At 70.9% G+C, this 24,379-nt stretch carries 20 protein-coding genes; 12 read left to right on the forward strand and 8 right to left on the reverse strand.

Translation table 11 applies throughout. The annotated features are described in order from the left end of the window. Nucleotides 1-7: 7 nt before the first annotated feature. Nucleotides 8-1,579: a succinic semialdehyde dehydrogenase gene (locus OHB21_RS31195; RefSeq protein ID WP_195124386.1), complete on the reverse strand. Its 1,572-nt coding sequence runs from the start codon at nucleotides 1,577-1,579 to the stop codon at nucleotides 8-10. Between the two features lie 138 nt (nucleotides 1,580-1,717). Between OHB21_RS31195 and OHB21_RS31200 the strand changes: the two genes are divergently transcribed. After that, on the forward strand, nucleotides 1,718-2,404 hold the full coding sequence (locus tag OHB21_RS31200; protein WP_067511193.1) for a TetR/AcrR family transcriptional regulator: 687 nt from the start codon (nucleotides 1,718-1,720) through the stop codon (nucleotides 2,402-2,404). A 137-nt stretch (nucleotides 2,405-2,541) separates the two neighbouring features. On the opposite strand, the gene OHB21_RS31205 is transcribed toward OHB21_RS31200, so the two are convergent. Then, nucleotides 2,542-4,038 (reverse strand): flavin-containing monooxygenase, encoded by a 1,497-nt coding sequence (locus OHB21_RS31205; RefSeq protein ID WP_195124387.1) that lies wholly within the window; start codon nucleotides 4,036-4,038, stop codon nucleotides 2,542-2,544. 553 nt (nucleotides 4,039-4,591) lie between these two features. Between OHB21_RS31205 and OHB21_RS31210 the strand changes: the two genes are divergently transcribed. The 10 genes from OHB21_RS31210 to OHB21_RS31255 all read left to right on the forward strand — a co-directional run bounded on the left by OHB21_RS31210 (nucleotide 4,592) and on the right by OHB21_RS31255 (nucleotide 15,323). Then, nucleotides 4,592-5,641 (forward strand): 3-oxoacyl-ACP synthase III family protein, encoded by a 1,050-nt coding sequence (locus OHB21_RS31210; RefSeq protein WP_067511195.1) that lies wholly within the window; start codon nucleotides 4,592-4,594, stop codon nucleotides 5,639-5,641. Between the two features lie 10 nt (nucleotides 5,642-5,651). After that, the gene (locus tag OHB21_RS31215; protein WP_067511196.1) at nucleotides 5,652-6,566 is read left to right on the forward strand and encodes a beta-ketoacyl-[acyl-carrier-protein] synthase family protein; all 915 of its coding nucleotides are present in this window, start codon (nucleotides 5,652-5,654) and stop codon (nucleotides 6,564-6,566) included. Next, nucleotides 6,563-8,242, forward strand: a complete 1,680-nt coding sequence (locus OHB21_RS31220) for a fatty acid CoA ligase family protein (protein WP_067511197.1) — start codon at nucleotides 6,563-6,565, stop codon at nucleotides 8,240-8,242. The genes OHB21_RS31215 and OHB21_RS31220 overlap by 4 nt, the downstream gene beginning before the upstream one ends. Next, nucleotides 8,239-8,529: a hypothetical protein gene (locus tag OHB21_RS31225; RefSeq protein WP_067511198.1), complete on the forward strand. Its 291-nt coding sequence runs from the start codon at nucleotides 8,239-8,241 to the stop codon at nucleotides 8,527-8,529. The genes OHB21_RS31220 and OHB21_RS31225 overlap by 4 nt, the downstream gene beginning before the upstream one ends. After that, a complete protein-coding gene (locus OHB21_RS31230; RefSeq protein WP_195124388.1) occupies nucleotides 8,526-9,569 on the forward strand; it encodes an NAD-dependent epimerase/dehydratase family protein in 1,044 nt (347 codons plus the stop codon). Before OHB21_RS31225 ends, OHB21_RS31230 begins: the two co-directional genes overlap by 4 nt. Before the next feature lie 15 nt (nucleotides 9,570-9,584). Further along, entirely contained in the window at nucleotides 9,585-10,775 is a 1,191-nt protein-coding gene (locus tag OHB21_RS31235; RefSeq protein ID WP_195124389.1) for a peptide synthetase, read from the forward strand. A gap of 66 nt (nucleotides 10,776-10,841) precedes the next feature. Then, nucleotides 10,842-12,965, forward strand: a complete 2,124-nt coding sequence (locus OHB21_RS31240; RefSeq protein ID WP_067511201.1) for an MMPL family transporter — start codon at nucleotides 10,842-10,844, stop codon at nucleotides 12,963-12,965. A 450-nt stretch (nucleotides 12,966-13,415) separates the two neighbouring features. Further along, nucleotides 13,416-14,300 (forward strand): universal stress protein, encoded by an 885-nt coding sequence (locus tag OHB21_RS31245; RefSeq protein WP_195124390.1) that lies wholly within the window; start codon nucleotides 13,416-13,418, stop codon nucleotides 14,298-14,300. Nucleotides 14,301-14,468: 168 nt separating this feature from the next. Beyond that, nucleotides 14,469-14,867 carry a hypothetical protein gene (locus tag OHB21_RS31250; RefSeq protein ID WP_195124391.1) on the forward strand — a complete coding sequence of 133 codons (399 nt, stop codon included), beginning with the start codon at nucleotides 14,469-14,471 and terminating at the stop codon, nucleotides 14,865-14,867. A 93-nt stretch (nucleotides 14,868-14,960) separates the two neighbouring features. Continuing rightward, nucleotides 14,961-15,323: a nuclear transport factor 2 family protein gene (locus OHB21_RS31255; RefSeq protein ID WP_195124392.1), complete on the forward strand. Its 363-nt coding sequence runs from the start codon at nucleotides 14,961-14,963 to the stop codon at nucleotides 15,321-15,323. A gap of 33 nt (nucleotides 15,324-15,356) precedes the next feature. Here OHB21_RS31255 and meaB read toward each other — a convergent pair whose 3' ends face one another. Genes meaB through OHB21_RS31270 form a run of 3 tightly spaced genes read right to left on the reverse strand, consistent with a single transcriptional unit; the run spans nucleotide 15,357 to nucleotide 20,517 of the window. Continuing rightward, a complete protein-coding gene (gene meaB / locus OHB21_RS31260; protein WP_067511204.1) occupies nucleotides 15,357-16,361 on the reverse strand; it encodes a methylmalonyl Co-A mutase-associated GTPase MeaB in 1,005 nt (334 codons plus the stop codon). Continuing rightward, the gene (scpA, locus tag OHB21_RS31265) at nucleotides 16,358-18,631 is read right to left on the reverse strand and encodes a methylmalonyl-CoA mutase (protein ID WP_195124393.1); all 2,274 of its coding nucleotides are present in this window, start codon (nucleotides 18,629-18,631) and stop codon (nucleotides 16,358-16,360) included. Before scpA ends, meaB begins: the two co-directional genes overlap by 4 nt. Then, nucleotides 18,631-20,517, reverse strand: coding sequence for a methylmalonyl-CoA mutase family protein (locus OHB21_RS31270; RefSeq protein ID WP_084537888.1), 1,887 nt, complete (start codon nucleotides 20,515-20,517; stop codon nucleotides 18,631-18,633). Before OHB21_RS31270 ends, scpA begins: the two co-directional genes overlap by 1 nt. A 184-nt stretch (nucleotides 20,518-20,701) precedes the next feature. Between OHB21_RS31270 and OHB21_RS31275 the strand changes: the two genes are divergently transcribed. Then, the gene (locus tag OHB21_RS31275; protein ID WP_067511206.1) at nucleotides 20,702-21,394 is read left to right on the forward strand and encodes a TVP38/TMEM64 family protein; all 693 of its coding nucleotides are present in this window, start codon (nucleotides 20,702-20,704) and stop codon (nucleotides 21,392-21,394) included. 94 nt (nucleotides 21,395-21,488) lie between these two features. On the opposite strand, the gene OHB21_RS31280 is transcribed toward OHB21_RS31275, so the two are convergent. From OHB21_RS31280 to OHB21_RS31290, 3 genes are all read right to left on the reverse strand, one after another. Further along, nucleotides 21,489-22,409, reverse strand: coding sequence for a S1C family serine protease (locus OHB21_RS31280; protein ID WP_324191893.1), 921 nt, complete (start codon nucleotides 22,407-22,409; stop codon nucleotides 21,489-21,491). 631 nt (nucleotides 22,410-23,040) lie between these two features. Beyond that, a complete protein-coding gene (locus OHB21_RS31285) occupies nucleotides 23,041-23,835 on the reverse strand; it encodes a CorA family divalent cation transporter (protein ID WP_195124394.1) in 795 nt (264 codons plus the stop codon). A gap of 155 nt (nucleotides 23,836-23,990) precedes the next feature. Beyond that, nucleotides 23,991-24,347 (reverse strand): hypothetical protein, encoded by a 357-nt coding sequence (locus OHB21_RS31290; protein ID WP_228788465.1) that lies wholly within the window; start codon nucleotides 24,345-24,347, stop codon nucleotides 23,991-23,993. Nucleotides 24,348-24,379: the final 32 nt, after the last annotated feature.

A 24,379-nucleotide genomic window follows, 5' to 3' on the forward strand; every position in this document is an offset into this window, starting at 1 on the left:
CTCGGCGTCACTTCTGACGCAGTGTCTTCATGACGCCGAAGTACAACGTCATCGTCTTGGCCCACAGCTGCTCGGACATGCCGGGCAGGGGCGCGATGGGCAGCACCCGCTGGACCGCGATGGTCTGGGTGTCGATGTATTTGAGCAGGCCCTCCGGTCCGTGCCTGCGGCCGGTGCCGGAGATGCCCAGCCCGCCCGACGGCGCGTCGGCGCTGCCCCACGCGGCGATGAACCCCTCGTTGACGTTCACCGAGCCGGCGTTGATCCGGGCCGCGATCTCACGGCCACGGCCGGCGTCCTTGGTCCAGACGCTGGCGTTGAGCCCGTAGGCGGTGTCGTTGGCGGCGGCCACCGCCTCGTCGTCGCTCGCGACGCGGTAGACCGAGACGACCGGGCCGAAGGTCTCCTCGCGGTAGACGGTCATGCCGGGGCGCACGTCGGCGAGCACGGTCGGCTCGTAGAAGTAGGGGCCGAGGTCGGGGCGGGCGCGGCCACCGGCCAGGACCGTCGCGCCCTTGGCGACGGCGTCGTCCACGTGAGAACTCACCGTGTCGAGCTGGCGCTGGAAGGTCAGCGACCCCATATCGCTGTCGTAGTTCAGTGCCGCGCCCAGCTTCAGCGCCCGCACGTTCGCGACGAACTCGCCCACGAACTTGTCGTAGACGCCGTCGTGGACGTAGATGCGCTCCATCGATTCGCACAGCTGCCCGGCCGAGGAGAAGCACGCCCGCACGGCGACCTTCGCCGCCCGCGACACGTCCGCGTCGGCCAGCACCAGCAGCGGGTTCTTGCCGCCCAGCTCCAGCGAGTACCCGATCAGCCGCTCGCCGGCCTGCCGGGCGATGGTGCGGCCGGTCGCGCTGGACCCGGTGTAGTCGACGTAGTCGGCGCGCCCGATCACCTCGCCGCCGATCTCGCGCCCGCGCCCGAGCACGGCCTGCCACAGCCCGCGCGGCAGTCCGGCGCGCACGGCGGCGTCGATGGCCCACAGCGCGGTGAGCGCGGTCTGGTTGTCGGGGCGCGCGATCACGGCGTTGCCCGCGACCAGGGCGGGCAGCGCGTCGGAGGCGGCCAGCGCGAGCGGGTAGTTCCACGGCGAGATCACCGCGACCACGCCCTTGGGCCGGTGGCGCACGTCCACCTGGGTGAGCACGGGCAGCACGCCGCGCGGCTTGCGGGTGGCGAGCAGTTTCTCCGCGACCGAGGCGTAGTAGCGGGCGTTCACCGCGACGTCGCCGACCTCGTCGAACGCGTGCGCGCGGGACTTGCCGGTCTCGGTCTGCACGATGTCGAGGATGGCGTCCTGCTCGGCGAGCACGAGGTCGTGGAAGCGGCGCAGCACCGCGACCCGCTCGCGCACGGGCGTGGCGGCCCACTCGCGCTGGGCGGCGCGGGCGGTGGCGAAGGCGCGGTCGATGTCGTCGACGGAGGACTGCGGCAGCTCGGCGATGCGCTGCCCGGTGGCGGGCGCGGACACCTCGACCGCGGGCGCGCCGCCCGCGACGGCGTGCTCGAGCAGCGACCGGACCAGCCCGGCGGGCAGCGCGGCGTCGGCGGACAGCGTGGGGGCGGTCGTCATTGTCGGCCCTCTCGGAAAGCGGAACGTCGCCGGTCCGCATTAAATGAACAGTGGTGTTAGATTAATGCCTGCACGGCGTCGCGTGTCAAGCTCTTGGTGTGCGGCACAGACATCCCAGGAATCCGGCTGTGAGGTCTCATGGTGACCACTGAGGTGGGCAGCGCCCGGCGCGGACGTCCGCCGCAGACGGCGGAGCAGGCCGAGGAGGTGCGGTCGCGGATCGTGCTGGCCACGGCCGAGGTCTTCACGCGTACGGGGTCGCGGGGGCTGAGCGTCGCGCAGATCATCGAGCAGGCCGGGATCGCGCGGCCGACCTTCTACCGCTACTTCGGCAACGCGACCGAACCGCTGCACGTGCTGCTGACCACGTCGAACGACGGATTGGTCGGCGGCATCCGCGCCGCCCTCACCGGCACCGACGAGCCGGTGGAACTCGGCATCCGCCTGATCGACGCCTACCTGGACTGGGCGCGCGGCCACGGCCCGATGCTGCGTCCGCTCTTCGCGGAACTGCACGATCCCGGCTCGCCCGTGTCGGAGTACCGGGAGCGCGCGCTCGAGGACATCCGCGTCACGGTGCGGGAGACGTTCACCGAACTCGGCAGGCCGGTCCCCTCCCCCTTGGACCTCGACGCGGCGCTGCACGTCTGCGAGTACGTGGTCTACCGGATCTCGTCGGGCACCGCGCCCGGCGGGGAGCCCGACGCCGAGACGGTCGCGGAGGCCAGGCTCACCATGATCCGCGTCCTGCTCACCACCCTCGGCACCCGCACGGACATCGAATACGCCTTGACGATTCCGAACCTGTTCGCCGAAGACCCGTGAGAGACAGGGGCTCTCGCAGGAACTTCGTGACGAGCGCGAGCAGGAGGCGGTGCGGGAGACTGCGGTAGCGCATCTGGTTGACCGCGCCGGACATGGTCAGGCCCAGATCTGGGACGCGATAGAGCACGCGTGGGTTGCTAGCGCGCACTCACAGCGCTGCCTGCGGTCTTCCCCGACCGCTCGAACCGCAGTGCGCCGTCCTCGATGCGCTTGTGCCGCAAGGTGATCAGGTCGCGCAGGTAGTTCATGCGGAGTTTCCACGGGGCGCGGTCGCCCTGCATCGGGAACAGGGTGGCGGCGCGCAGGACGTAGCCGGGCATGAAGTTCTCGAACAGCGGCGCCTTGCCGACGGACGGGTCGCGGACCGGCACGCAGGTCGCGTACCCGCGAGAATCCATGTGGCGCAACAGCCGGACGACGTACTCGCTCACCAGATCGGCCTTCAGCGTCCAGGAGGCGTTGGTGTAGCCGATCACGAACGCGAAGTTCGGCACGCCCGAGAGCATCAACGCCTTGTAGGCGAGGTGGTCGGCCATCGATACGGGGCGCCCGTCCACGGCCAGGTCGATCCCGCCGAACGCCAGCAGGTTCAATCCCGTTGCCGTGACGATGATGTCGGCGTCCAGCGCCGCCCCGGATTCGAAGGCCAGGCCGGTCTCGGTGAACGACGCGATGCGGTCGGTGACGATGTCGAGCTCGCCCTTGCGGATGGCGCGGAAGAAGTCGCCATTGGGCGCCAAACACAACCGTTGATCCCACGGTCCATAACGGGGCGTGAAGTGGGTGTCGATGTCGTATCCCTCGGGCAGCCAGCGCTGCTGCCAGCCGCGGATGCGGGCCCGCATGCGCTCCGGGTAACGCTGGCTGAGTTGGTAGATCGCGGTGGCGACGGCGACGTTTTTCGCCCGCGCCACGGCGTAGGCCGCCTTGGCGGGCAGGAACTTCCGGGCCCGCAGGGCCAGATCGTCGCGGGCGGGCGCGGAGATGACGTAACTCGGCGACCGCTGCACCATGGTCACGTGCGCGCCGCGCGCGGTGAGCGCCGGGCCCAGCGTGACCGCCGTGGCGCCGCTGCCGATGACGGCGACGCGCTTGCCCGCGACATCCAGATCTTCGGGCCAGTGCTGCGGGTGCACGACCGGGCCCGGAAACCGTTCCGCGCCCGCGAATTCCGGCGTGTAGCCCTCGTCGTAGCGGTAGTAGCCGGAGCAGCAGAACAGGAAACCCGCCGTGAGCGTGCAGGTTTCGCCGCTATCGGTGCGTTCCACGCGCACCGTCCACCGGCTCTCCGCCGACGACCAGTCCGCCGCGACCACCCGGTGGTGGTACCGGACGCACTCCTCCACCTCGTATTCGGCCGCCGTCGCGCGAACGTAATCGAGGATGTCACTCCCGGAGGCGATCGCCTCCTCGCCCAGCCACGGCCGGAAACGGTACCCGAGCGTGTACATGTCGGAGTCGGAGCGAATTCCGGGGTAGCGGAACAGGTCCCAGGTGCCGCCCAGCGCACCCCGGCTCTCCAGCACCACCACACGCCGCCGCGGGAACGCGCGACGCACCTGGCAGGCCGCCCCGATCCCGGACAGCCCGGCCCCCACGATGAGCACGTCCACCTGCTCGCCCGCGGTCGTCATCGCACCACTCCTTCGACTCCGCGCGGTCGCGCTTTCCGCCGCGTCCGCGATACCCGGAGCCTATCGCCCGGACCGTCCGCCGCCGCACGCGCGGCCGGATCCCCGATTTGTCTTCGGCGACAAGACGGCACCGGAGAAATTAGGATCCGACGACATTGCTGGATGCACGCGAAACGGCATCGCAGTCCCACTTCCACTCCCATGAGTCGAGTGAAGTCACTCACATAGTCGCTGGACACGGACCATATTTTGTCCAGTTCCCCGCACCCGATTCAGGTTCGCCAAAAGTTAGCTGAAGCACGTCGCGCGACCCACTCCCACCTGGAACGATGTCGCGAACACGCACGGTCACGGCCATAGCCATCGGCCATAGCCACGCGGTGACCGATATCCGATACCCACAGATACAGAAACTTGAATGCCCCTCCCGCGCAGCCGCATTCGCCCGCCGGACGCGTTCACGTTTCTAGTTACTCTCGGGTAACGTTCCGTCACGTCGACGATCAGCGCTGATCCTCCGAGCGTCTCCGCCACCGATTCCCAGGAGCATCCCGTGCCGCATTCCCGCTTCGAATCCATCGGCGCCCATCTGCCCTCGACAATCGTCACCACCGAGGAGTTGATCGGCCGGCTGAAAGTGCCGCCCCAGTTCGATCTCGAGAAAATCACCGGAATCAAAGAACGCCGGGTGCACGATACGCGTCCGGAAAGTTACGAGGATTCCTTCGCGCTCGCGATCGCCGCGGCCGAGGATTGTTTGTCCAGGTCGAGCTACTCCGCGGGCGACCTCGACGTGATCATCTCCAGTTCCATCACGCGCAGCCGCCACGCCACCCGCGTCTACATGGAGCCGTCGTTCGCGTCCACCATCGGCAAACATCTCGGCGCCCGCGACGCGATTACCTTCGACGTATCCAATGCCTGCGCCGGAATGCTCACGGGCACCTACATTCTGGACCGGATGATCCGCGCCGGCGTGGTGCGCAACGGCATGGTCGTCAGTGGTGAGGCCATTACCCCGATCGCCGAAACGGCCGTCGACGAGATCACCGAGAAATACGATCTCCAATTCGCCTCGCTCTCGGTCGGCGATTCCGGCTGCGCCGTCGTGCTGGACCGCGCCGTGGACGACGCGGACAAGATCCACTACATCGAGCTGATGACGGCCTCCGAACACTCGCACCTGTGCCTGGGCATGCCGAGCGGGCGCACCCCCGGCGTCGCGCTCTACACCGACAACCGCAAGATGCACAACGAAGCGCGGTTCATGCTGTGGCCCAACGCTCAGGACGTCTACCTGCGCGAACGCGGCACCACCTTCGCCGACGAGGACTTCGACTACATCATCCATCATCAGTTCGGCGCGGCGGCCGTGCCGTACGCGAACGCCATCGCCGCGCGCGAGTTCGGCACACCGATGCCGCCGGACCTGAACGTGATCCACAAGTACGGGAACACCTCCACCACGTCGCATTTCATCGTGCTGCACGATCAGCTCGGTGATCAGGCCATCCCGGCCGGGTCGAAGGTGCTGATGATCCCCGCGGCGTCCGGTGTCGTCACCGGCTTCCTGTCCACCACCATCTCCTCCCTGAAGGTCTGAGGTCATCGTCATGGGCGTGCGCATCAAGTCCACCGCCGTCAGCCGCGCGGGCGACACCCACAGCGTCGTCACCCACAGCGGCCGGGCCGCCCGCCGCGCGCTGGAGCGCGCGGGCGTGGCTCCCGAGCAGGTGGGCGTGCTGATCAACACCGGCATCCACCGCGATTCCAACACCGTCGAACCGGCCGTCTCGGCGCTGATCCAGAAGGCGGCGGGCATCGGCCTGGAGTACGCGAAGGGCGATCCGACCACCTTCTCGTTCGATCTGATGAACGGCGCGACCGGCGTGCTCAACGCCGTCCAGGTGGCGGGCGCCATCCTGGCGGCCGGCGGCGTCGAGCACGTGCTGGTGGTCGCGGGCGACACCCACCCGTCGCTCACCCGGGCCGTGGCCGACGACGAATTCCCGTACGCCACTTCGGGTGCCGCGCTGCTGCTGGAGCAGACCGACGAACCGGAGGGCTTCGGACCGGTGCACGTCACCACCACCGAGGGCACACCGGCCGTCGAGGCGTACGTGGACACGGCCACCATGGGAACCGTCGGGCGCGGCCTGATGACCGTGGTGCGCGAGGACGGTTTCGAGGACCGCCTGCTCGAGGCGGCGCTCGAGGTCGCCCGCGCGGCGCTGGCCGAAGCCGATCTCGAGGACCTGTCCGAGGTCGCGCTGATCGCCTCCACCCCCAGCGCGGAGTTCCCGCTGCGCCTCGCCGACGCGCTCGGCATCGCCCGGGATTCGGTGTGCACACCGGATCTCGGCGACGGCGACCCGCATACCGCGTCGCTCCCGCAGGCCTACGACCGCGCGGTCGGCGCGGGCACGCTCGCCGAGTACACCCGCGTGCTGTTCGTGGCGGCGGGCGCGGGCCCCTCGGCCGCGGCGTCGCTGTACCGCCTCCCGGCCCTCGTCGGAGCTCCCGCGTGACCGACGGCACCTACTGGGCGGCCATCGACCGGTTCCGTGCGTTCGCGCGCACGGAACCGGATCGCGAGGCCGTGATCTACCCGGACGGCAGCGAGGCCGGGCTCCCCCGCTACCGGCACCTCACCTACCGCGAGCTGGACGAGTGGTCCGACGCGATCGCCGAACGGCTCACCGCGTCGGGGGTGGGCACCGGCACCCGCACCATCGTGCTGGTGCTGCCCAGCCCCGAGCTGTACGCGATCCTGTTCGCGCTGTTGAAGATCGGGGCCGCGCCGGTCGTCATCGACCCGGGCATGGGCGTGCGCAAGATGCTGCGCTGCCTGCGCGCGGTGGATGCCGAAGCGTTCATCGGGATCCCGCAGGCGCACGCGCTGCGCGTGCTGTTCCGGCGCAGCTTCCGCAGCGTGCGGACGGCCGTCACCGTCGGCAAGCCGCGGTTCGGGCGCGCCGAGCGCCTGGACGACTGGGGCCGCCGCCCGTCCGGTCCCGCTCCCGAGCGCACCCCCGCCGACCCGGATGATCTGCTGCTCATCGCGTTCACCACCGGCAGCACCGGGCCCGCCAAGGCGGTGCAGCTCACCCACGGCAACCTGGCCGCCATGGTGGAGCAGGTCGACACCGCGCGCGATCATGTGCCGCCGGGGACCTCGCTCATCACGCTGCCGCTGGTGGGCGTGCTGGACCTGCTGCTGGGTGCGCGCTGCGTGCTGCCGCCGCTGATCCCGAGCAAGGTGGGCTCGACCGATCCGGCGCACGTGGTGGACGCCCTGGCGAGGTTCGAGGTGCGCACCATGTTCGCCTCCCCCGCCGTGCTGATCCCGCTGCTGCGCCACCTCGAACAGCACCCCACGCCGCTGCCCGCGCTGGGCAGCATCTACTCGGGCGGCGCGCCCGTGCCGGACTGGTGCATCGCCGGTCTGCGCGAGGTGCTCGACCCCGATGTGCGGATCTTCGCCGGGTACGGGTCCACCGAGGCGCTGCCGATGTCGACCATCGAATCGCGGGAACTGCTGGGCGGCTTGGTGACTCGCGCCCACCGCGGCGACGGCACCTGCATCGGACGGCCGTCGGACCGCGTGGAGGCTCGCCTGGTGGCGATCACCGACGACGTGATCCCCACCTGGGCGCGCGCCGAGGAACGCGCGGGCGAGCTGGAGAAGTCCTACGGCATCGGCGAACTCGTGGTGTCGGGGCCGAATGTGAGCACCCGCTACTACTGGCCCGAATCGGCCAACGCGCAGGGCAAGATCCTCGACGGCGACCGGGTCTGGCACCGCACCGGCGATCTGGCCCGCATCGACGAGCAGGGCCGGATCTGGTTCTGCGGCCGCAAGAGTCAGCGCGTGGTCACCGCCGACGGTCCGCTGTTCACCGTGCAGATCGAGCAGATCTTCAACACGGTGCCCGGCGTGGCGCGCACCGCGCTGGTCGGGGTCGGAGCGCGCGGCGCGCAGCGCCCGGTGCTGTGCGTAGAACTGAAGCCGGGCGCCGACGCCACCGCGGTGGAACTCCAAGTGCGCACCAAGGGCGTCGAATTCGCGCTCACCAAGCCGATCCAGGACTTCTTGATCTACCCGAAGACGTTCCCGGTCGACATCCGCCACAACGCCAAGATCGGCCGCGAGCAGCTGGCGGTGTGGGCGGGCAAACGCCTGCGCGACAAGGTGGCTCGATGAGGACCACGGCGCTGCGGGCGATCCCGATTCTCGGCTGGCTGTACCTGTTCGCCGGGCTGGTCGCCGCGCTGGCCGGCCGCGCGCCGGACAACCGGCTGCTGCGGGCCGCGTGGTGGATCGACGCGTTCCTGAGCGTGGTGGTGCACGCCGCGCAGATCCCGGTCGCCCTGCGCGCCGCGCGCGACACCGGGCACTCCCCCCTCGAAACCGCCGTGCTCACCCAGATCTTCGGTCTCACCTACTGGGCCACCGAGCACACCGACACCCGCACGGAGGCACCGCGATGAAGATCCTGGTCACGGGCGCGTCGGGCTTCCTCGGCGGCGCCATCGTGCGCCGCCTGGTGGCCGACGGCGACCACGACGTGCGAATCCTGGTGCGCCGCACCAGCAAGCTGGACGATCTGGGTGCCGTGCGCGAGCGGGTCGAGATCGTCTACGGCGATCTCACCGACGCGGCCTCGCTGGTCGCGGCGGCCGGCGGCGTCGACGCCGTGGTGCACAGCGCCGCGCGCGTGGACGAGCGCGGCACCCGCGCGCAGTTCGTCGCCGAGAACGTCACGGCGACACAGCGGCTGCTGGACGCGGCGAAACGCGGTGGCGCCTCGCGGTTCGTGTTCATCTCCAGCCCCAGCGCGATGATGGACTATCACGGCGGCGACCAGCTGGACGTGGACGAGTCCATCCCCTACCCCGCCCGCTACTTGAATCTCTACTCCGAGACCAAGGCGGCGGCGGAGCGAGAAGTGCTGGCCGCCAACGCTCCTGGCTTCACCACGTGCGCGTTGCGACCGCGCGCCATCTGGGGCGCGGGCGACCGCTCGGGCCCCATCGTGCGCCTGCTCGGCCGCACCGCCGAGGGCAAGCTGCCCGATCTGTCCTACGGGCGGGCGGTGTACGCGTCGCTGTGCCACGTGGAGAACATCGCCGAAGCCACCGTGCTCGCGCTGAGCTCGGACGCGGTCGGCGGCAAGCCGTACTTCGTGGCCGACGCCGAGAAGACCGATGTGTGGGGCTTTCTCGGCGAGGTCGCCGCCGGCCTCGGCTACGCGCCGCCGACCAGGCAGCCGAACCGGCGGGTCCTGAACGCGGTGGTGGCCGCCATCGAGACCGTGTGGCGGATCCCGGCCGTGGCGACGCGCTGGTCACCGCCGCTGTCGCGCTACGCGGTGGCGCTGATGACGCGCTCGGCCACCTACGACACGAGCGCCGCGACCCGCGATTTCGGCTACCGGCCGATCGTGGACCGCGCGACCGGGCTGGCGGAGTTCCTCGCCTGGCTCGACACCCAGGGGGGCGTCCGCGAACTGAACCGGCATCTGCGCTGAGCCCCGGAGGCAATCATGAACAGCAGCACCGTCTTCCGCCGCAAGATCTCCCCGACCGAGCGGCTGTACTTCGCCACCCGCGATGTCGCGCCGCCCTTCCTGATGCACATGGCCGTGCACGGCGAGGGCACTCTCGACGCCGACGCGTTGCGCCGCGCGGTGGACGTGGCCTCGGCCGCCAACCCGGGCTCGCGTCTGGTCCGCGACGGCGACTACTGGGTCGACAGCGGGATCGCGGCCTCGGTGCGCGTGGTGGAGGGGCACACGCTCACCTACCCCGGGCTGGAGGACGATCCGGTGCTCAACAGCCCGATCGGCCCCACGCCCGAACGCACCTGCGAGGTGCTGCTGCTCACCGGTGATCCGGTCACCGTGGTGTTCCGCGTCTTCCACGGCGTCATGGACGGTATGGGCATGCGGATGTGGGCCGACGACGTGTTCCGCGCGCTGCGCGGCGCCGAGCCGATCGGCGCGCCCGACCCGGTGGCCGACGCGGAACTCGTCGCCCGCCTCCGCGCACCCGGCAAGCCGTCGATCCTGTTGCCCCGCTTCCGATCCGCCGCGGGCAAGGGCCGCCAGGACCCGGCGCGCGTGCGGTGGCTGTTGCGGCACCGCACCATTCCCGCCACCGGCAAAGGCATCGTGGCGCGGGTGTCGGCGGTGCTCGCCGACGCGGCGAATGCCGAGTCCCGCTTCATGGTTCCGGTCGATCTGCGCAGGCACGATCCGGATCTGCGCTCCACCGGCAACCTGGCGCTGCCGCTGTTCCTGGACGTCGCGCCCGGCGAGGGCTGGGAGAGCGTCAACGCTCAGCTGCGGGCGGGTCTGCGGGAGAACCGCGAACTGAACCAGATGGACAACGGCGGGCTCACCGCGTTCCCCGGGGCCGTCGTGCGCGGCGTGCTGCGCGCGGGCAACTGGGTGGGCGCGCGCCTGAACCGGAATCTGGTGTCGGCCACCGTGTCCCACATGGGCGCGTTCGACCTCGCCGAGATGGCGGTGCCCGGCTACACGCCCACCACCATGCGGGTGCTGCCGCAGCACAGCGGGATGATGCCGCTGCTGTTCGGCATGGTGGAGAGCGCGGGGAAGCTCGAACTCACCGTGTCGTGCCGCAACGGCGAGGGCGTCGAGGCCCGGCTGGAGGCGCTGCTGGACCTGATCGCGGCCACGCTCGAACGCGACCTCACCGCGGCCGCGGTCTGATCGCCCGATATCACTGCGGCACAGGAGTTCTGCGATGAGGACGTGTTCCGGCCCGGCGGGTGCGCGATGACGGCGTTCGCGCGATTGGTGATGACGCGGCCGCGCACCGTGCTGGCGGTGGTCGTGGCCCTCATGGGCCTGTGCGGGTTGGTGGGCGCGAGCGCGGCACAGCACCTGAGCGCGGGCGGATTCACCGATCCGCACAGCGAATCCGCGCTCGTGGACCGTCTCGTCACCGAGCACTTCGGGCCGCAGAACCCCGACGTGGTCGCCGTATACACCGTGCCGGAGGGACAGACCCTCGCCGATCTCGGGCCGCGCGTGCGCGAGGCCATCACGAGCATCGACCCGGCGCTCCTGGCCAAACCGGTCGAAAGCTATTGGAGCAGTGTCCCGCCGCGCCAGAACTTCCTGCGCTCCCCCGACGAGCGGCGCGCGCTCGCCGTGGTGTTCACGGCGGGCGACGAGACCGAGCGGGTCGCCGCCTTCCCCGACATCGAAGCGGCGCTGCGGATTCCGGGCATCGAGACCAGGATGTCGGGCTACAGCGCGCTGTCCACCGAGATCACCGCGCAGTCGCAGCGGGATCTGCTGGTGGCGGAATCGATTTCGCTGCCGCTGACGTTGCTGATCCTGGTCCTGGTGTTCGGCGGATTCGCCGCCGCCGCGCTGCCGGTGGCCGTGGGGCTGCTCGCCGTCGCGGGTTCGCTCGGCGCGATCCGGGTGCTCAGCGAGGTCACCGAGGTGAGCACGTTCGCGGTGAACATCGCCTCGCTGCTCGGGCTCGGCATGGCCATCGACTACGGGTTGTTCCTGGTCAACCGCTTCCGCGAGGAGATCGCCGAGGGGCATGCGGTGCCCGCCGCCATCGAGCGCACCGTCGCGACGGCCGGGCGCACCGTCGCCTTCTCCGCGCTGCTGCTGATCTGCGCGTTCGCGGGCATGTTCGTGTTCCCGCAAGCGGTGCTGCGCTCACTCGGCATCGGGGCGATGACCGCGGTGGCGCTGGCGGCTGCGCTCTCGCTGACCGTACTGCCCGCCCTGCTCACGCTGTTCGGCGCGCGCATCGGGCGGGCGCGCACTTCGCAACGCACCGAACGGTTCTGGGGGCGGATCGTCGACGCCGTGCTGCGCAGGCCGGGGGTGGTGACCGTCGCGGTGGGCGCGCTGCTGCTCGTGCTGGCCACCCCGCTCAGCGGGCTGAGGTTGGGCGACATCGACCATCGCGCCCTGCCCGCGGGCAGCGAAATGCGCGCGACCGTCGAGGAATTGACCGACACCTTCCCGGCCGCGAGCAGCGGGGCCACGACCGTGCTGCAAGGCGTCGACGGTTCGGCGCCGGGCGCGGCGGCGATCTCGCAGACCATCGGTGCGATCTCCGGTCTCGACGGCGTGCGCACCGTGCTCCAGGTCGGGCGCGCGGACGATTTCGTCGTGCTGCACGCCTTCCTCACCGACCCCGACCGCAGCGAGGCCGCCACCGACACGGTGCGCGCGATCCGCGCCCTCACCCCGCCGGAGCACACGGTGCTGCGCGTCGGCGGCGACACGGCCGCGACCCGCGACAGCGTGGACTCCATCGTGGAGCGAATGCCGTTCATGGTACTGGCCATGGTGCTCGCGACCGTGCTGTTGCTGCTCGCGGCGTTCCGCTCGATCGTGTTGCCGCTCAAGGCCGTAGCCATGGCGTTCCTGAGTCTCGCCGCCACCTTCGGCGTGCTGACGTGGATCTTCGCCGACGGCAACCTGGCCGGGTTGCTCGGGGTGAGCGTGGGGCCGATCGCGGCGGGCATGCTGGTGCTCATCATCGCCGTGGTGTTCGGCCTGTCCACCGATTACGAGGTGTTCCTGCTCTCGCGCATGGTGGAAGCGCACCACGCGGGCGCGTCCACGGCCGAGGCCGTGCGCGCGGGCACCCTCAAGACCGCGCGCGTCATCACCGCGGCCGCCGTGCTGCTCGTCATCGTGACCGGCGCGTTCACCCTCTCCCCGCTCACCCCGATGCGCTTCCTGGGGCTGGGCATGATCATCGCGCTGGTCATCGACGCGACGCTGGTGCGGATGCTGCTGGTTCCCGCGCTGGTGCAGTTGATGGGCCCGGCGAATTGGTGGATGCCGGGTGGGCGGTCGCGGCGCGTGGGCGCGACGGTGGTGGAGAAGGAGCCGGGGACGGTCGGCACGCCGTCCTGAACCGGGGCGCTAACGGATCGGTCACCGGCTCGGTTCTTCGGATTGACCTGTCGCCGCCGATGTTTCGACGTCTCGTGGGCCTGCTCCGGCTCTGAGGCGAACGACCCCGGTGCGGGAGGTTCCGGGGTGGACGCCGCAGTGGGCCAGGTGGCCACCTCGTCCCGGACTTCCCGGCGGCAGTCGGACTCGGCCCGAGAGGAGGACTACGGCACGCAAGTCGTTCTGCGAGTTCGGGTCGTTCGCTCGACAGCTAGCGGTATTCGGCGGTGGGCGGGCCGCGGATGCACGCCGAAAGAGTGACGGCCGAAGCGGATCTCGACCGGGCGCGCGGGCTCGTTCCGGCGGCGCGAACCGGGCGATCTCGGCCCATACCCGGAGTGCCGCGCGAGATCCCCGGACAGTCGTCACGTGCACGGTATGGTCGCAGGCGGCACCCGAGAGGAGACGGCGATGGCTGGGAACGCACCGATCGTGGTGGGGGTCGACGGATCGGCCGGCGCGACGACGGCGGTGACGTGGGCCGCCCACACCGCCGCGCTGCACCGCGCCCCGCTGCTGTTACTGCACGTCGTGGACGTGGTCGCCGACTACGGGCCCGGCAGCACCGAACCGCTCACCGCCACCGACTACGACCGCCTGGCCGAGCACGGACGGTGGTTGCTCGACTCGGCGACCGCGCGCGCCGAGGAGGCGGCGGCCGACCTCGGCGGTGTCGAGGTGCGGGTGGAACTCGTGCAGTCCCCCGCCACGCCCACGCTGTTGGCACGGTCCGAGGGAGCGCGGATGATCGCGGTCGGCACGCGCGATCGCGGGAGCCTGCGGCGGGCGCTGCTCGGCTCGGTGAGTTCCGCGCTGGCGCGCCGGGCGCACTGCCCTGTCGCGGTGATCCGGGAGGGCGCCGATCTCTCCGCCGCGGTGCGCACGCGGCCGGTGATCGTCGGCGTGGACGGTACCGCCGTCAGCGAACCGGCCATCGAACTGGCGTTGTCCGAGGCGTCCGTGCGCGGCGTGGACCTCGTGGCGGTGCACGTCTGGACCGGCGTCGAACTGCCCGCCGACTACGGTTTCGACCCCGCCGACACCGAGACCGACATGAACTACGTCCTCGCCGAAAGCCTGGCGGGCTGGCAGGAACGCTTCCCCGAGGTGACCATCCACCGCGAGGTCGTCAAGGACCGCCCCGAACGCTACCTGCGCGAACGCTCCGAAACCGCACAACTGCTGGTGGTCGGCAGCCGCGGACGCGGCGGCTTCTCCAGCATGCTGTTCGGCTCCACCAGCCAGTCCCTGGTCCTGTCGGCCGACTGCCCCCTGCTGGTCGGGCACGAGGACTGAGAGCGGGCCGAGCAACCGGCGTGGAGCGCTGCGGCGTCACCGATCCCCTTGCCCCGGTGTGACTTTCACCCGGTACGGCGTGTCGCAACGCGTGTCGGCACTTCGGGGGAACCAGGGCCGGGCGTGGTGCGTCCAACCCTGCAAACGACACCACTGGGAGGGTGACCCATGACCGTGCCGAACCCCGTCGGGGCCGCCGTGGACGACGCGACAGCCGGGGCGCTCCGCCTGCGCATGGAACCCGCCGCGTTCCTCGCCCTCGACCGCGCCTGCGCCGACGTCATCGACCGCCTCACCGAGGCCCGCACCGCCGCCGAATCCCTTGCCGCACACTCCCCCTGGGGCCTCGGCGAGGACAACCCCCGCCTCTGGACCGCCTCCGCCCTGGTCCGAATCTTCCGCGAGAAGGCCGCGGGAGGCCCGAACAACGCCGCCACCACCCTCGACGCCTACCGCACCACCGCCGAACAGCTCCGCACCCTCCTCACCACCGCCCGCGACCATCTCCTCCGCACCGACGCCGAATTCGCCAGAGCCTTCCGGGAACTCGACCAGACCTCCGCGTAGTCCGGCTCGGCGGCGGAATCCGCGCGGGGTCGCATATCCGCTGTCAGCGAAACGTGCGGGGCGGATCGGCACTCGGCTGGCATGCTGAGTGGTATGGAGAATGACTTGCGGCAGGCCGAACGGCGACTTCAGGCCGCGCAGCTGGCCGGGGATGTCCAGGCGCTGGACGCGCTACTCGATGACCGGCTGATCTTCACCTTCGGCGCCGACACGTTCACCAAGGCCGACGATCTCGAGTTGCACCGCACGAAGGCTCAAACCTTGAGCAAGCTCGAGGAAGAACAGCTGACGGTCCTGGTGGAAGGAACCACCGGCGTCACATGGTTCCTCGGCGTCCTCGAGGGCAGTGTGCACGGCTCCCCCTTCGCGGCCAAGATGCGCTACACCCGCACCTGGGCGCACGACGACTCGCTCGGCTGGCGGGTCGTCGCCGCCCACGCCTCGGCGGTCGGGTGACGTAGCGCCTTCCGCGCGCCGAGCGGCCGCGGCCTACCCCCGCTCCCCCGAATCGAAGGCCTGGAGGAGTTCTTCGGCGGCGAGGGCGGCGGTCAGAGTGCCGTCGCGGACCTGCTTTTCGACCTGGTGGCGGATCGCCTTGACGTTCGGGTTGTCGGCGAGGCGGCGTAACAGGTTGTCGTGCACCATGGTCCAGGTCCAGTCGACCTGCTGGCGGCGGCGCTTCTCGTCGAACTCGCCGGCGTCGGTGAGGACGCGGCGGTGCTGGAGCACGGTGTCCCAGAACTTGTCCAGGCCGGTGCCTTCCAAGCCGCTCATGGTGAGCACCGGTGGGCGCCAGAGGGTGTCGTGCGGGTGGATGAGCCGCAGCGCCCCGGCGAGTTCGCGGGCGGCGGCCTTGGCCTCCACCTCGTGCTTGCCGTCGGCCTTGTTCACGGCCACCAGATCGGCGAGCTCGAGCACACCCTTCTTGATGCCCTGCAACTGATCTCCGGTGCGCGCCAGGGTCAGGAAGCAGAACACGTCGACCATGTTGGCGACGGTCACCTCGGACTGCCCGACACCGACGGTCTCCACCAGGATCACGTCGTACCCGGCCGCCTCCAGCAGCACGATGGTCTCGCGGGTCGCCTTCGCGACGCCACCGAGCGTGCCCGCCGTGGGCGAGGGACGGATATAGGCGTTGCGCTCCACGGAAAGTCGCGCCATGCGGGTCTTGTCGCCGAGGATGGAGCCGCCGGTGCGGGTGGACGAGGGGTCCACCGCCAGCACCGCCACCCGGTGACCCTTGCCGATCAGCGACATGCCGAGCGCGTCGATGAACGTCGACTTGCCCACGCCCGGCACACCGGTGATGCCCACCCGATTCGACACCACCGCTTCGGATTCGGGCGTCAGCTTCAGCAACAATCGCTGCGCGAGTTCCCGGTGGTCGGCCCTGGTGGATTCGACCAGGGTGATCGCCCGCGCGACGGCGGCCCGCTCGTTGGCGCGGACCGCCTGCGCCAGTGCGTCGACATCGATGACGCGTCTGCTCATTCCGCGGCGTCCGGCTCCGCCCCGCCCGGCTCGTGCCCGAGTTCGGCGGACAGCTTGCGCAGCAGATCGATGGCGGCCTCGGCGATCACGGTGCCGGGCGGGAAGATCGCCGCCGCGCCGGCCTCGTAGAGCTCGTCGAAGTCGCCCGGCGGGATGACGCCGCCGACGATGACCATGATGTCGGGACGCCCGACCTCGGTCAGCGCCTGCCGCAGGGCGGGCACCAGCGTGAGGTGGCCCGCCGCGAGCGACGACACACCGACGACGTGCACGTCGTTGTCGGCCGCCTGCTGCGCCACCTCCTCGGGCGTCTGGAACAGCGGGCCCACGTCCACGTCGAAGCCGAGATCGGCGAAGGCCGTGGCGATCACCTTCTGACCGCGATCGTGGCCGTCCTGGCCCATCTTGGCGACCAGGATGCGCGGGCGGCGGCCCTCGGCCTCGGCGAACTCCTCGACCAGTTCGCTCGCCTTGGTGATACTGGTGACCTTGCCTGCCTCATCGCGGTACACGCCCGACAGCGTACGGATCTCGGCCTGGTGCCGCCCGTACACCTTCTCCAGCGCGTCGGAGATCTCCCCGACGGTGGCCTTGGCGCGCGCCGCGTCGATGGCCAGGGCCAGCAGGTTGTTCGCCATGCCGCCCTCGGAAGACCCCGCGGCACGGGTCAATTCGGCCAGCGCCCGCTCCACCGCCGCCGGATCGCGTTCGGCGCGCAGGCGTTCCAGCTTCTCGATCTGTTCGGCGCGCACCCGCGAGTTCTCGACCTTGAGGACCTCGACCTGCTGGTCCTCCTCCACCTGGTACTTGTTGACGCCGATCACCGGCTGCTGGCCGGTGTCGATGCGCGCCTGGGTGCGGGCGGCCGCCTCCTCGATGCGCAGCTTCGGGATGCCCTCGCCGATGGCCTGGGCCATCCCGCCGTGCGCCTCCACCTCGGCGATGTGCGCGCGGGCGCGGTTGGCCAGCTGGTGGGTCAGCCATTCCACGTAGTAGGAGCCGCCCCACGGGTCGATGGGCCGCGTGGTGTTGGACTCCTGCTGGATGAGCAGCTGGGTGTTGCGGGCGATGCGCGCGGAGAAGTCGGTGGGCAGCGCCAGCGCCTCGTCGAGTGCGTTGGTGTGCAGCGACTGAGTGTGCCCCTGGGTCGCGGCCATCGCCTCGATGCAGGTGCGCGCCACATTGTTGTAGGCGTCCTGCGCCGTGAGCGACCAGCCCGAGGTCTGCGAATGGGTGCGCAGCGACAGCGATTTCGCGCTCTTGGGGTTGAACTTCGCGACCAGCTCGCTCCAGAGCAGCCGTCCCGCACGGAGTTTGGCGACCTCCATGAAGAAGTTCATGCCGATCGCCCAGAAGAACGACAGGCGCGGCGCGAACTTGTCGACCTCCATGCCCGCGTCGATGCCCGCGCGGATGTACTCGACACCGTCGGCGAGGGTGTAGGCGAGCTCCAGATCCGCTGTCGCCCCGGCCTCTTGGATGTGGTAGCCGGAGATGGAGATCGAGTTGAACTTCGGCATCTTCGCGCTGGTGTAGGCGAAGATGTCGGAGATGATCCGCATCGAGGGCTTGGGCGGGTAGATGTAGGTGTTGCGGACCATGAACTCTTTCAGAATGTCGTTCTGAATCGTTCCGGCCAGCTGTTCGGGCTCGACGCCCTGTTCCTCGGCGGCCACGACGTAGAGGGCGAGGATCGGCAGCACCGCGCCGTTCATCGTCATCGACACCGAGACCTGGTCCAGCGGAATGTGATCGAAGAGCTGGCGCATGTCCAGGATCGAGTCGATCGCCACGCCCGCCATGCCGACGTCACCCTGCACGCGCGGATGATCGGAGTCGTACCCGCGGTGGGTGGCGAGGTCGAACGCGACCGACAGACCCTTCTGCCCGGCCTGAAGGTTGCGGCGGTAGAAGGCGTTCGAGTCGGCCGCGGTGGAGAAGCCCGCGTACTGGCGGATGGTCCACGGCTGGTTGACGTACATCGTCGGGTACGGGCCGCGCACGAACGGCGCGATGCCCGGCACGCTGTCGAGCGGATAGCCCTCGGCCGCGACGGCATCCCGGTCGGCCTTGGTGAACACCGGTGGCACCTCGATGCCTTCCGGCGTGGACCACACCAGCTGTTCGGGGGTGTAGTGGTTCGCCGTCGCGGCGGTGCGCACGAACTCCTCGACCCGGGCGGCGTCCACCGCGGCGGGTTCGGGCGCCCGCTCCTCGAGCGGTACGTCGGCGAAATTGCCGATCAGGTGCTTGATCTCACGCGTTGTCATCAGGCTCCCACCTTCTCCAGCAGGCCCGACAGGGCGGCGACCGCGTCGATCTTCGCGGCCAGGAACCCGTCCGGGCGCTGGGCGCCGTCCAGCTCGGCCACGGACTTCGCCGCGCCGGCCAGCAGCACCGTCTCCACACCGGCGGCGCGCAGCGCGTCGACCGCCGGGCCCGCGTCCGTGCCGTAGCGCGCGTCCGACCCGCACAGCACCGCGATGCCCGCACCGGATTCCCGTGCGGCCGCGCCGATTCCGTCCAGGTCGAGCGGGCCGGGGTTGATCGATTCGATCCCGCCCGAGGCCAGCAGGTTCGCGATGAACGTGACCCGCACGTTGTGCTCAGCCACGGTGCCGAGCGGCACCAGCAGCGCCTTGGGGCGCGCGCCCGTGGCGGCGAGGAAGGCGTCGGAGCGGTCGCGCAGCGCTTCGAACGCCGCGCCGTAGCGCGCCACCCGGCCGGGCACGCGCGCCGCCTCCGACAGCGGCTGCTCCCCCAGGTTCGGGAATTCGTTGACGCCGGTGACGGCCGTCTTCCGGTGCGCGACATCTCTGTCGCGCGCCGCCTTGGTCTCGGCGATGCGCTCGGCGAGCAGGCCCGACTCGAGGGCGGCCAGGTAGCCGCCCGCGGCCTCCAGCTCTTGCATGAATTCCCATGCCTTGACGGCTAATTCGGCGGTCAGGTCCTCCACGTACCAGGAGCCGGCGCCGGGGTCGCGCACGTGGCCGAGGTGGGATTCCTCGAGCAGCAGCAGCTGGGTGTTGCGGGCCATGCGGTCCGAGAACGACTTGGAGACACCGAGCTCGCCCGGGGGCAGCGGCGAATCGAAGGGCAGCACCGTGACGGTGTCGGCCCCGCCGACGCCCGCGCCGAACGCGGCCAGCGTGGTGCGCAGCATGTTCACCCAGGGATCGCGCCGGCTCATCATCGCGGCCGAGGTGACGGCGTGCTGGGGCGCGCCGCCGAAATCCGGTGCGCCGCAGACGTGGGCGACGCGCGCCCAGAGGCGGCGCGCGGCGCGGAATTTCGCGAGGGTGGCGAACTGGTCGTCGGTGGCGGCGAACCGGAACTCCAGCTGCCCCAGGGCATCCGCCAGGTCCGCGCCCTCGGTGAGCGCGCGCAGGTATTCGAGTCCGGCGGCGATCGCGGCGCCGAGTTCCTGCGCGTCGGAGGCGCCCGCGTCGTGGAAGACGGTGCCGTCCACGGTGATCGCGCGCACCGTCTCCGCGCGGGCGATCGCGCGACCGGCCAGCACCACGGCCTCGGCGGTGTCCACGTCCTCGAGGCCGGCGAAGCGGCTGGTGAGCGGTGCGGCGCCGAGGGAGAGCCGGATGTCGGCGCGGTCGCCCGCGGGCTGGTAGCCGTCGAGGAGGCCGAACACGGCGGTGGCCGCCTCGGACACCTGCGCGCCCGCGTCCAGGGTGAGCGGCGCGAGTTCGTAGAGCAGGCCCTCCAGCGCAGCGGGCAGTGCGGCCACGGGCACGCCGCGCGTTCCGGCGCCGAGCCACACGGCGCTCACGCCGTTCTCCAGTCCGGTGAGGATCTCGCGCTTGGCGACGGCGGGGTCGGCATCGCCCACGTAAGCGCTGACGAACCAGCCGCGATGCACGTCGCGGGTGGCGTCGCGGCCGCGCACGAACGGGAACTCGCCGGGCAGCGGCAGCTCGGGGCGCTCGTCGCGCAGCGTGTAGAGGGGGGCGACGGTCAGGCCGTCGTAGGTGGTCTGCTCGAGCAGCCGCTCCGGCTCGTCCGGCAGTTCGGTGATCTCGACCCGGCGCGCCTTGGCGAGGACTCCCGCCACACCCTTGCGCCAGGCGTCGTACTGCGGCACGACACCCTCGGGGCGATCCGCGACCTCCCCGCCCGGGGGCGGATCTGAAGCAATCGGCATAGCTGCTGTTCCTCTTCTGTTCGACCCACGGGACGCACCACTGGCAAACACTCACTTCCGCCGCGTTTGCGCTGGTCAGCGCACACTTCGGTTAACGAGTATTCGTCCCGTTCCCCTCGATGCTAGCGGTCCGGCGCGCGCGGGTTGACCCTGGCCGCCACTACCAACCGGTAACCTGTCGCGGGTGACCAGGCTGCTCAGGAACCCGCGTATCGTCGCGCTGCTCGCCGGGGTGGGCGCACTCTGCGCGGCCGCGCTGCTGGTTCCGCTGCCCGGTCCCGCGCGCATCCAGGAGTGGGCGGGGACGGCCGGTCCGTGGTTGCCGGTGCTGTTCTTCGTGGTGTACGCGCTGGTCGCGGTCGCACCCGTCCCCCGGACCGTGCTCACGGTGAGCTGCGGGGTGTTGTTCGGGTCGCTGCTGGGTGTGATCGTCGCGCTCGCGGCGACCACGGTGGCGGCGGCATTGGCGTTCCAGCTCGTGCGGGCGCTGGACCGCAACAAGGTCGCCTCCCGCATCCGGCACCCGGCGGTCACGGCGATCGACGACCGGTTGCGCCGGCGCGGCTGGCTGGCCGTCGGCTCCCTGCGGATGATCTCCTTCGCCCCGTTCTCGGTGGTGAACTACTGCTGCGGACTGTCCTCCGTGCGCTTCTGGCCCTACCTCGCGGCCACCCTGGCCGGGTCCGCGCCCGGCACCATCGCCACCGTCGTCCTCGCCGACGCGCTCACCGGCGGCTCCCATCCGGCGATGCTGGTCGTCTCCGGTGTGTGCCTGGCTATCGGTTTCGCTGGGCTGCTGGTCGACGCGCGCTGGAAGCCGGAACCGGTGGAGTCCGAAACGGTTCCGGTCGCCGAACCGGTCGGCGCGCGCGACTGAGGGGCGAGGCCCGGACCTGACCGGCCGCGGTCCACGGCCCGGACGGGAGTACCGCGCACTCTCCGATTCCGGTTCGACCCGCCGCGCCGTTCGCTCAGTCCGCGCCCAGTTCGATCGGGACGGCGGTCACCTCCGTCGGTTCGCCGCCCCGCAGCAGGGTGATCGGGGTGGGGTGGCCGATGGCGTCGGCGAACAGCAGGCGCTGGAGGGATTGGGCGTCCTCGACTTTCGCACCGCCGATGTCGAGCACGACGTCGCCGCGGCGCAGGCCCGCGCGTTCGGCCGGACCGCCGCGCACCACGTCGAAGACGCGCACTCCCCCGCCTCCGGTGGGCAGCGGGGCGGGGATGCCGATCAGTCCGAGGTAGGCGCGGCGCACGCGGCCCTCGGTGCGCAGGGTGTCGATGATGTGGCGGGTGGTGGGGTCGACGGGGATCGCCAGACCCGTGCCGATGCCCGTCACCGTGGTGAGGATGCCGATCACGCGGCCCGCCGAGTCACACAGCGCGCCACCGGCATCGGCGGGGTTGGGTGTGGTGTCGGTCTGGATGACGGATTCGAGAAGGCGTCCCGCGCGGCGTGAGGTCACCGGCAGCGCGCGCCCCAGCGCACCGACCACCCCCGCGCTCACGTAAGCGCCCGGACTCAACGGACTACCCACTGCGACAACCACTTGCCCGACGTCCAGACCGTCGGCGTCCCCGAATGTCGCGGCGTCGGGCGATCCGTCCCGCACCCGCAGCACCGCCAGATCCGACACCGGCTCGATGCCGATCAACTCGAACCGCGACTCGCTCCCGTCGGCGAACAGCACGTCCCCACTGGTCTCGACCCCGGCGACATGCGCCGTGGTGACGAGCACGCCGTCCGCCCACACCACCGCCGAGCCTTCGGTCCGCCGCAGCCGCACCCGCGCCACCCGCGGCGCCACCTCCGCGGCCACCCCGATCACCGCGCGCGAATACGCATCCCGCTCGACCTCGTCCACACCGACCACCTCGTCCCGCGCCGACACCAGTTTTTCCAGGATGCTCCTCAGACAGCACAGGCCGCACCGTGTTCGGGTATCCCGCAAGAGAATTCGCCCAGCCGTGTCCGACCGGAGACCAGCGAGCCGGGTCGTGTCGCGAACGGCGGCGAGGCGGTCCCGCGACCCAGATCACAGCCGTGCTACCTCCGAGGGTGCCGTAGCGGCCGGGTGTCCACCGGTACGGCTGTGGGTGTGGACCGAGTCGGCGCGGGACTTTCTTCGTGATCGGGATCTGGGCCTCGCTGGCTGGTTTCGCCGCGACGGCCGGGTCGGTGCTCGCGCGCCGCCCGCTCACGGCATCGCGTGGAATGCCGTGCACGGTGGCAAGCACGCCCGGCGGGCCGAGCGGGCGGTACTGCGGGCGCACGACATCGCCGCTCTCGCCGCCGCGGTCGTGGCGCGCTTCGCGGGAGGCAGCGCATCGGCCTTGGTTCCACGTGGTCCAGCCAGCCGATTCGATACGCGTGCCGGCATGGGCGGCGGTTCGACCGACCGAAGTGGCGAAGCGGATGCGCTGCGCACGGGGATGCCGAACGCCCGTGTGCCGCCGGACGGGTGCGGCGAGGACCAACCGCCGGAGCGCTCGGCTCCGTAGCATGTGATCGCGGCGGATCGGTCAGGCGGAGAAGGCCAGATAGCCCAGAATCATCAGCAATGGAACCAGACCCGCCGCGCACAGTGCCAGCAGTGTCCGCAGGCGGGTCCGGCGCAGTGCCAGGTGCGCGGCCAGTGCCGCCTCCACGTGGCGAACGCGGTCCTGCACGCCCTGCGCGCGGGCGTCGGCCGCCTCGATCGCCGCGAGCAAGGCGGCGACGGGCGCGCCGAGTTCACCGGCGTGCACCGCGCGCAGGTGGCGCGCCGCACGGGCGAGCCCGCGCTGGGTTTCGCGCACTTGCGCCACCGTGCGCTCAGCACGGTCCAGACGCGCGGAAACGTCGCGCAGCGCACCCGCGCCACCGGAGAGCCCGCCGACCAGCCCGGCCAGCGCGTCCACGTCGTCCGCCGCGTGGGCGACGACCCGCTCGGATGTCTCGTTCAGCGCGCGCAGCAGCGCGTACAGCACGCCGTGCGGGGAGCGGGTGAGCGCGGGCGTGCGCGCCATCTCGGCCACGGCGGCGTCGAACGGGACGAACGGCTCGGCGGGCTGACGCGTGACGACGAAATCGGCCCCGAGGGCGAGCACGACCCGCGCGTCCACCAAACTTTCACCGCGCGGATACCGGAACGTCACCGGGAAGTAGGCGAAACCGCCGCTCTCCCAAGGCTCGTCGGCCACGGGCGGGAAGTCGACGCCGAGGCGCTCGCGCAATACCGCGGCGGTGTTCTCGTCGGCCTCCGGCAGCGGAATCCAGTGCAGGCCGAGCACTTCGGTGTCGAAGCGGTCGACCGGAAGGCTGAGCGAGCCGGACATGGGTGGGCGCTCCCGTGGGCTGTCGGACGAGGGGGCTGCGCGCGTCGCGCCACCGTCCATTAGTAGCCCGCGACTCCCGCCGCGTCAACGTGACCACGCCGACCGTATTGCCCAGCACCACAACGGGATCGGCACGGGCGCACCGACCCGGCGATTCAGCCCGCGGTGGTGAGCCCGCACAGGAAATCGGAGCGCACGTGCGCGCCGTCGAGGAACTCGGCGCCGGTCAGCCCGAGGCGGCTGGTCACCAACTCCATGGCCATGCGCAGCACCTCCGCCTCGGTGGGGGCGACGACCTGCGACTGCTCGAGCCGGGTCTCGCGCTCCACCCGCACCCGGCAGCGCCAGCCCGCCCGCTCCGGGAACTGCGCGGGGCGCCCGATCGTCACCGACACCTGCGTGCCCTCGCGCTGGAACTCCTTGACCGCGATCTGGTCCTCCCGCAACGCGCCCGGCGGAGTCACGCCGGGCACGCGGGCAGGCAACGCCGCAGCTACGGGCCGGTACTGCATCGAAGTCTCCCGGATTCGTCGGTTCGGTCGCG

This window comes from Nocardia puris, assembly GCF_036051655.1.
Lineage (GTDB): Bacteria > Actinomycetota > Actinomycetes > Mycobacteriales > Mycobacteriaceae > Nocardia > Nocardia puris.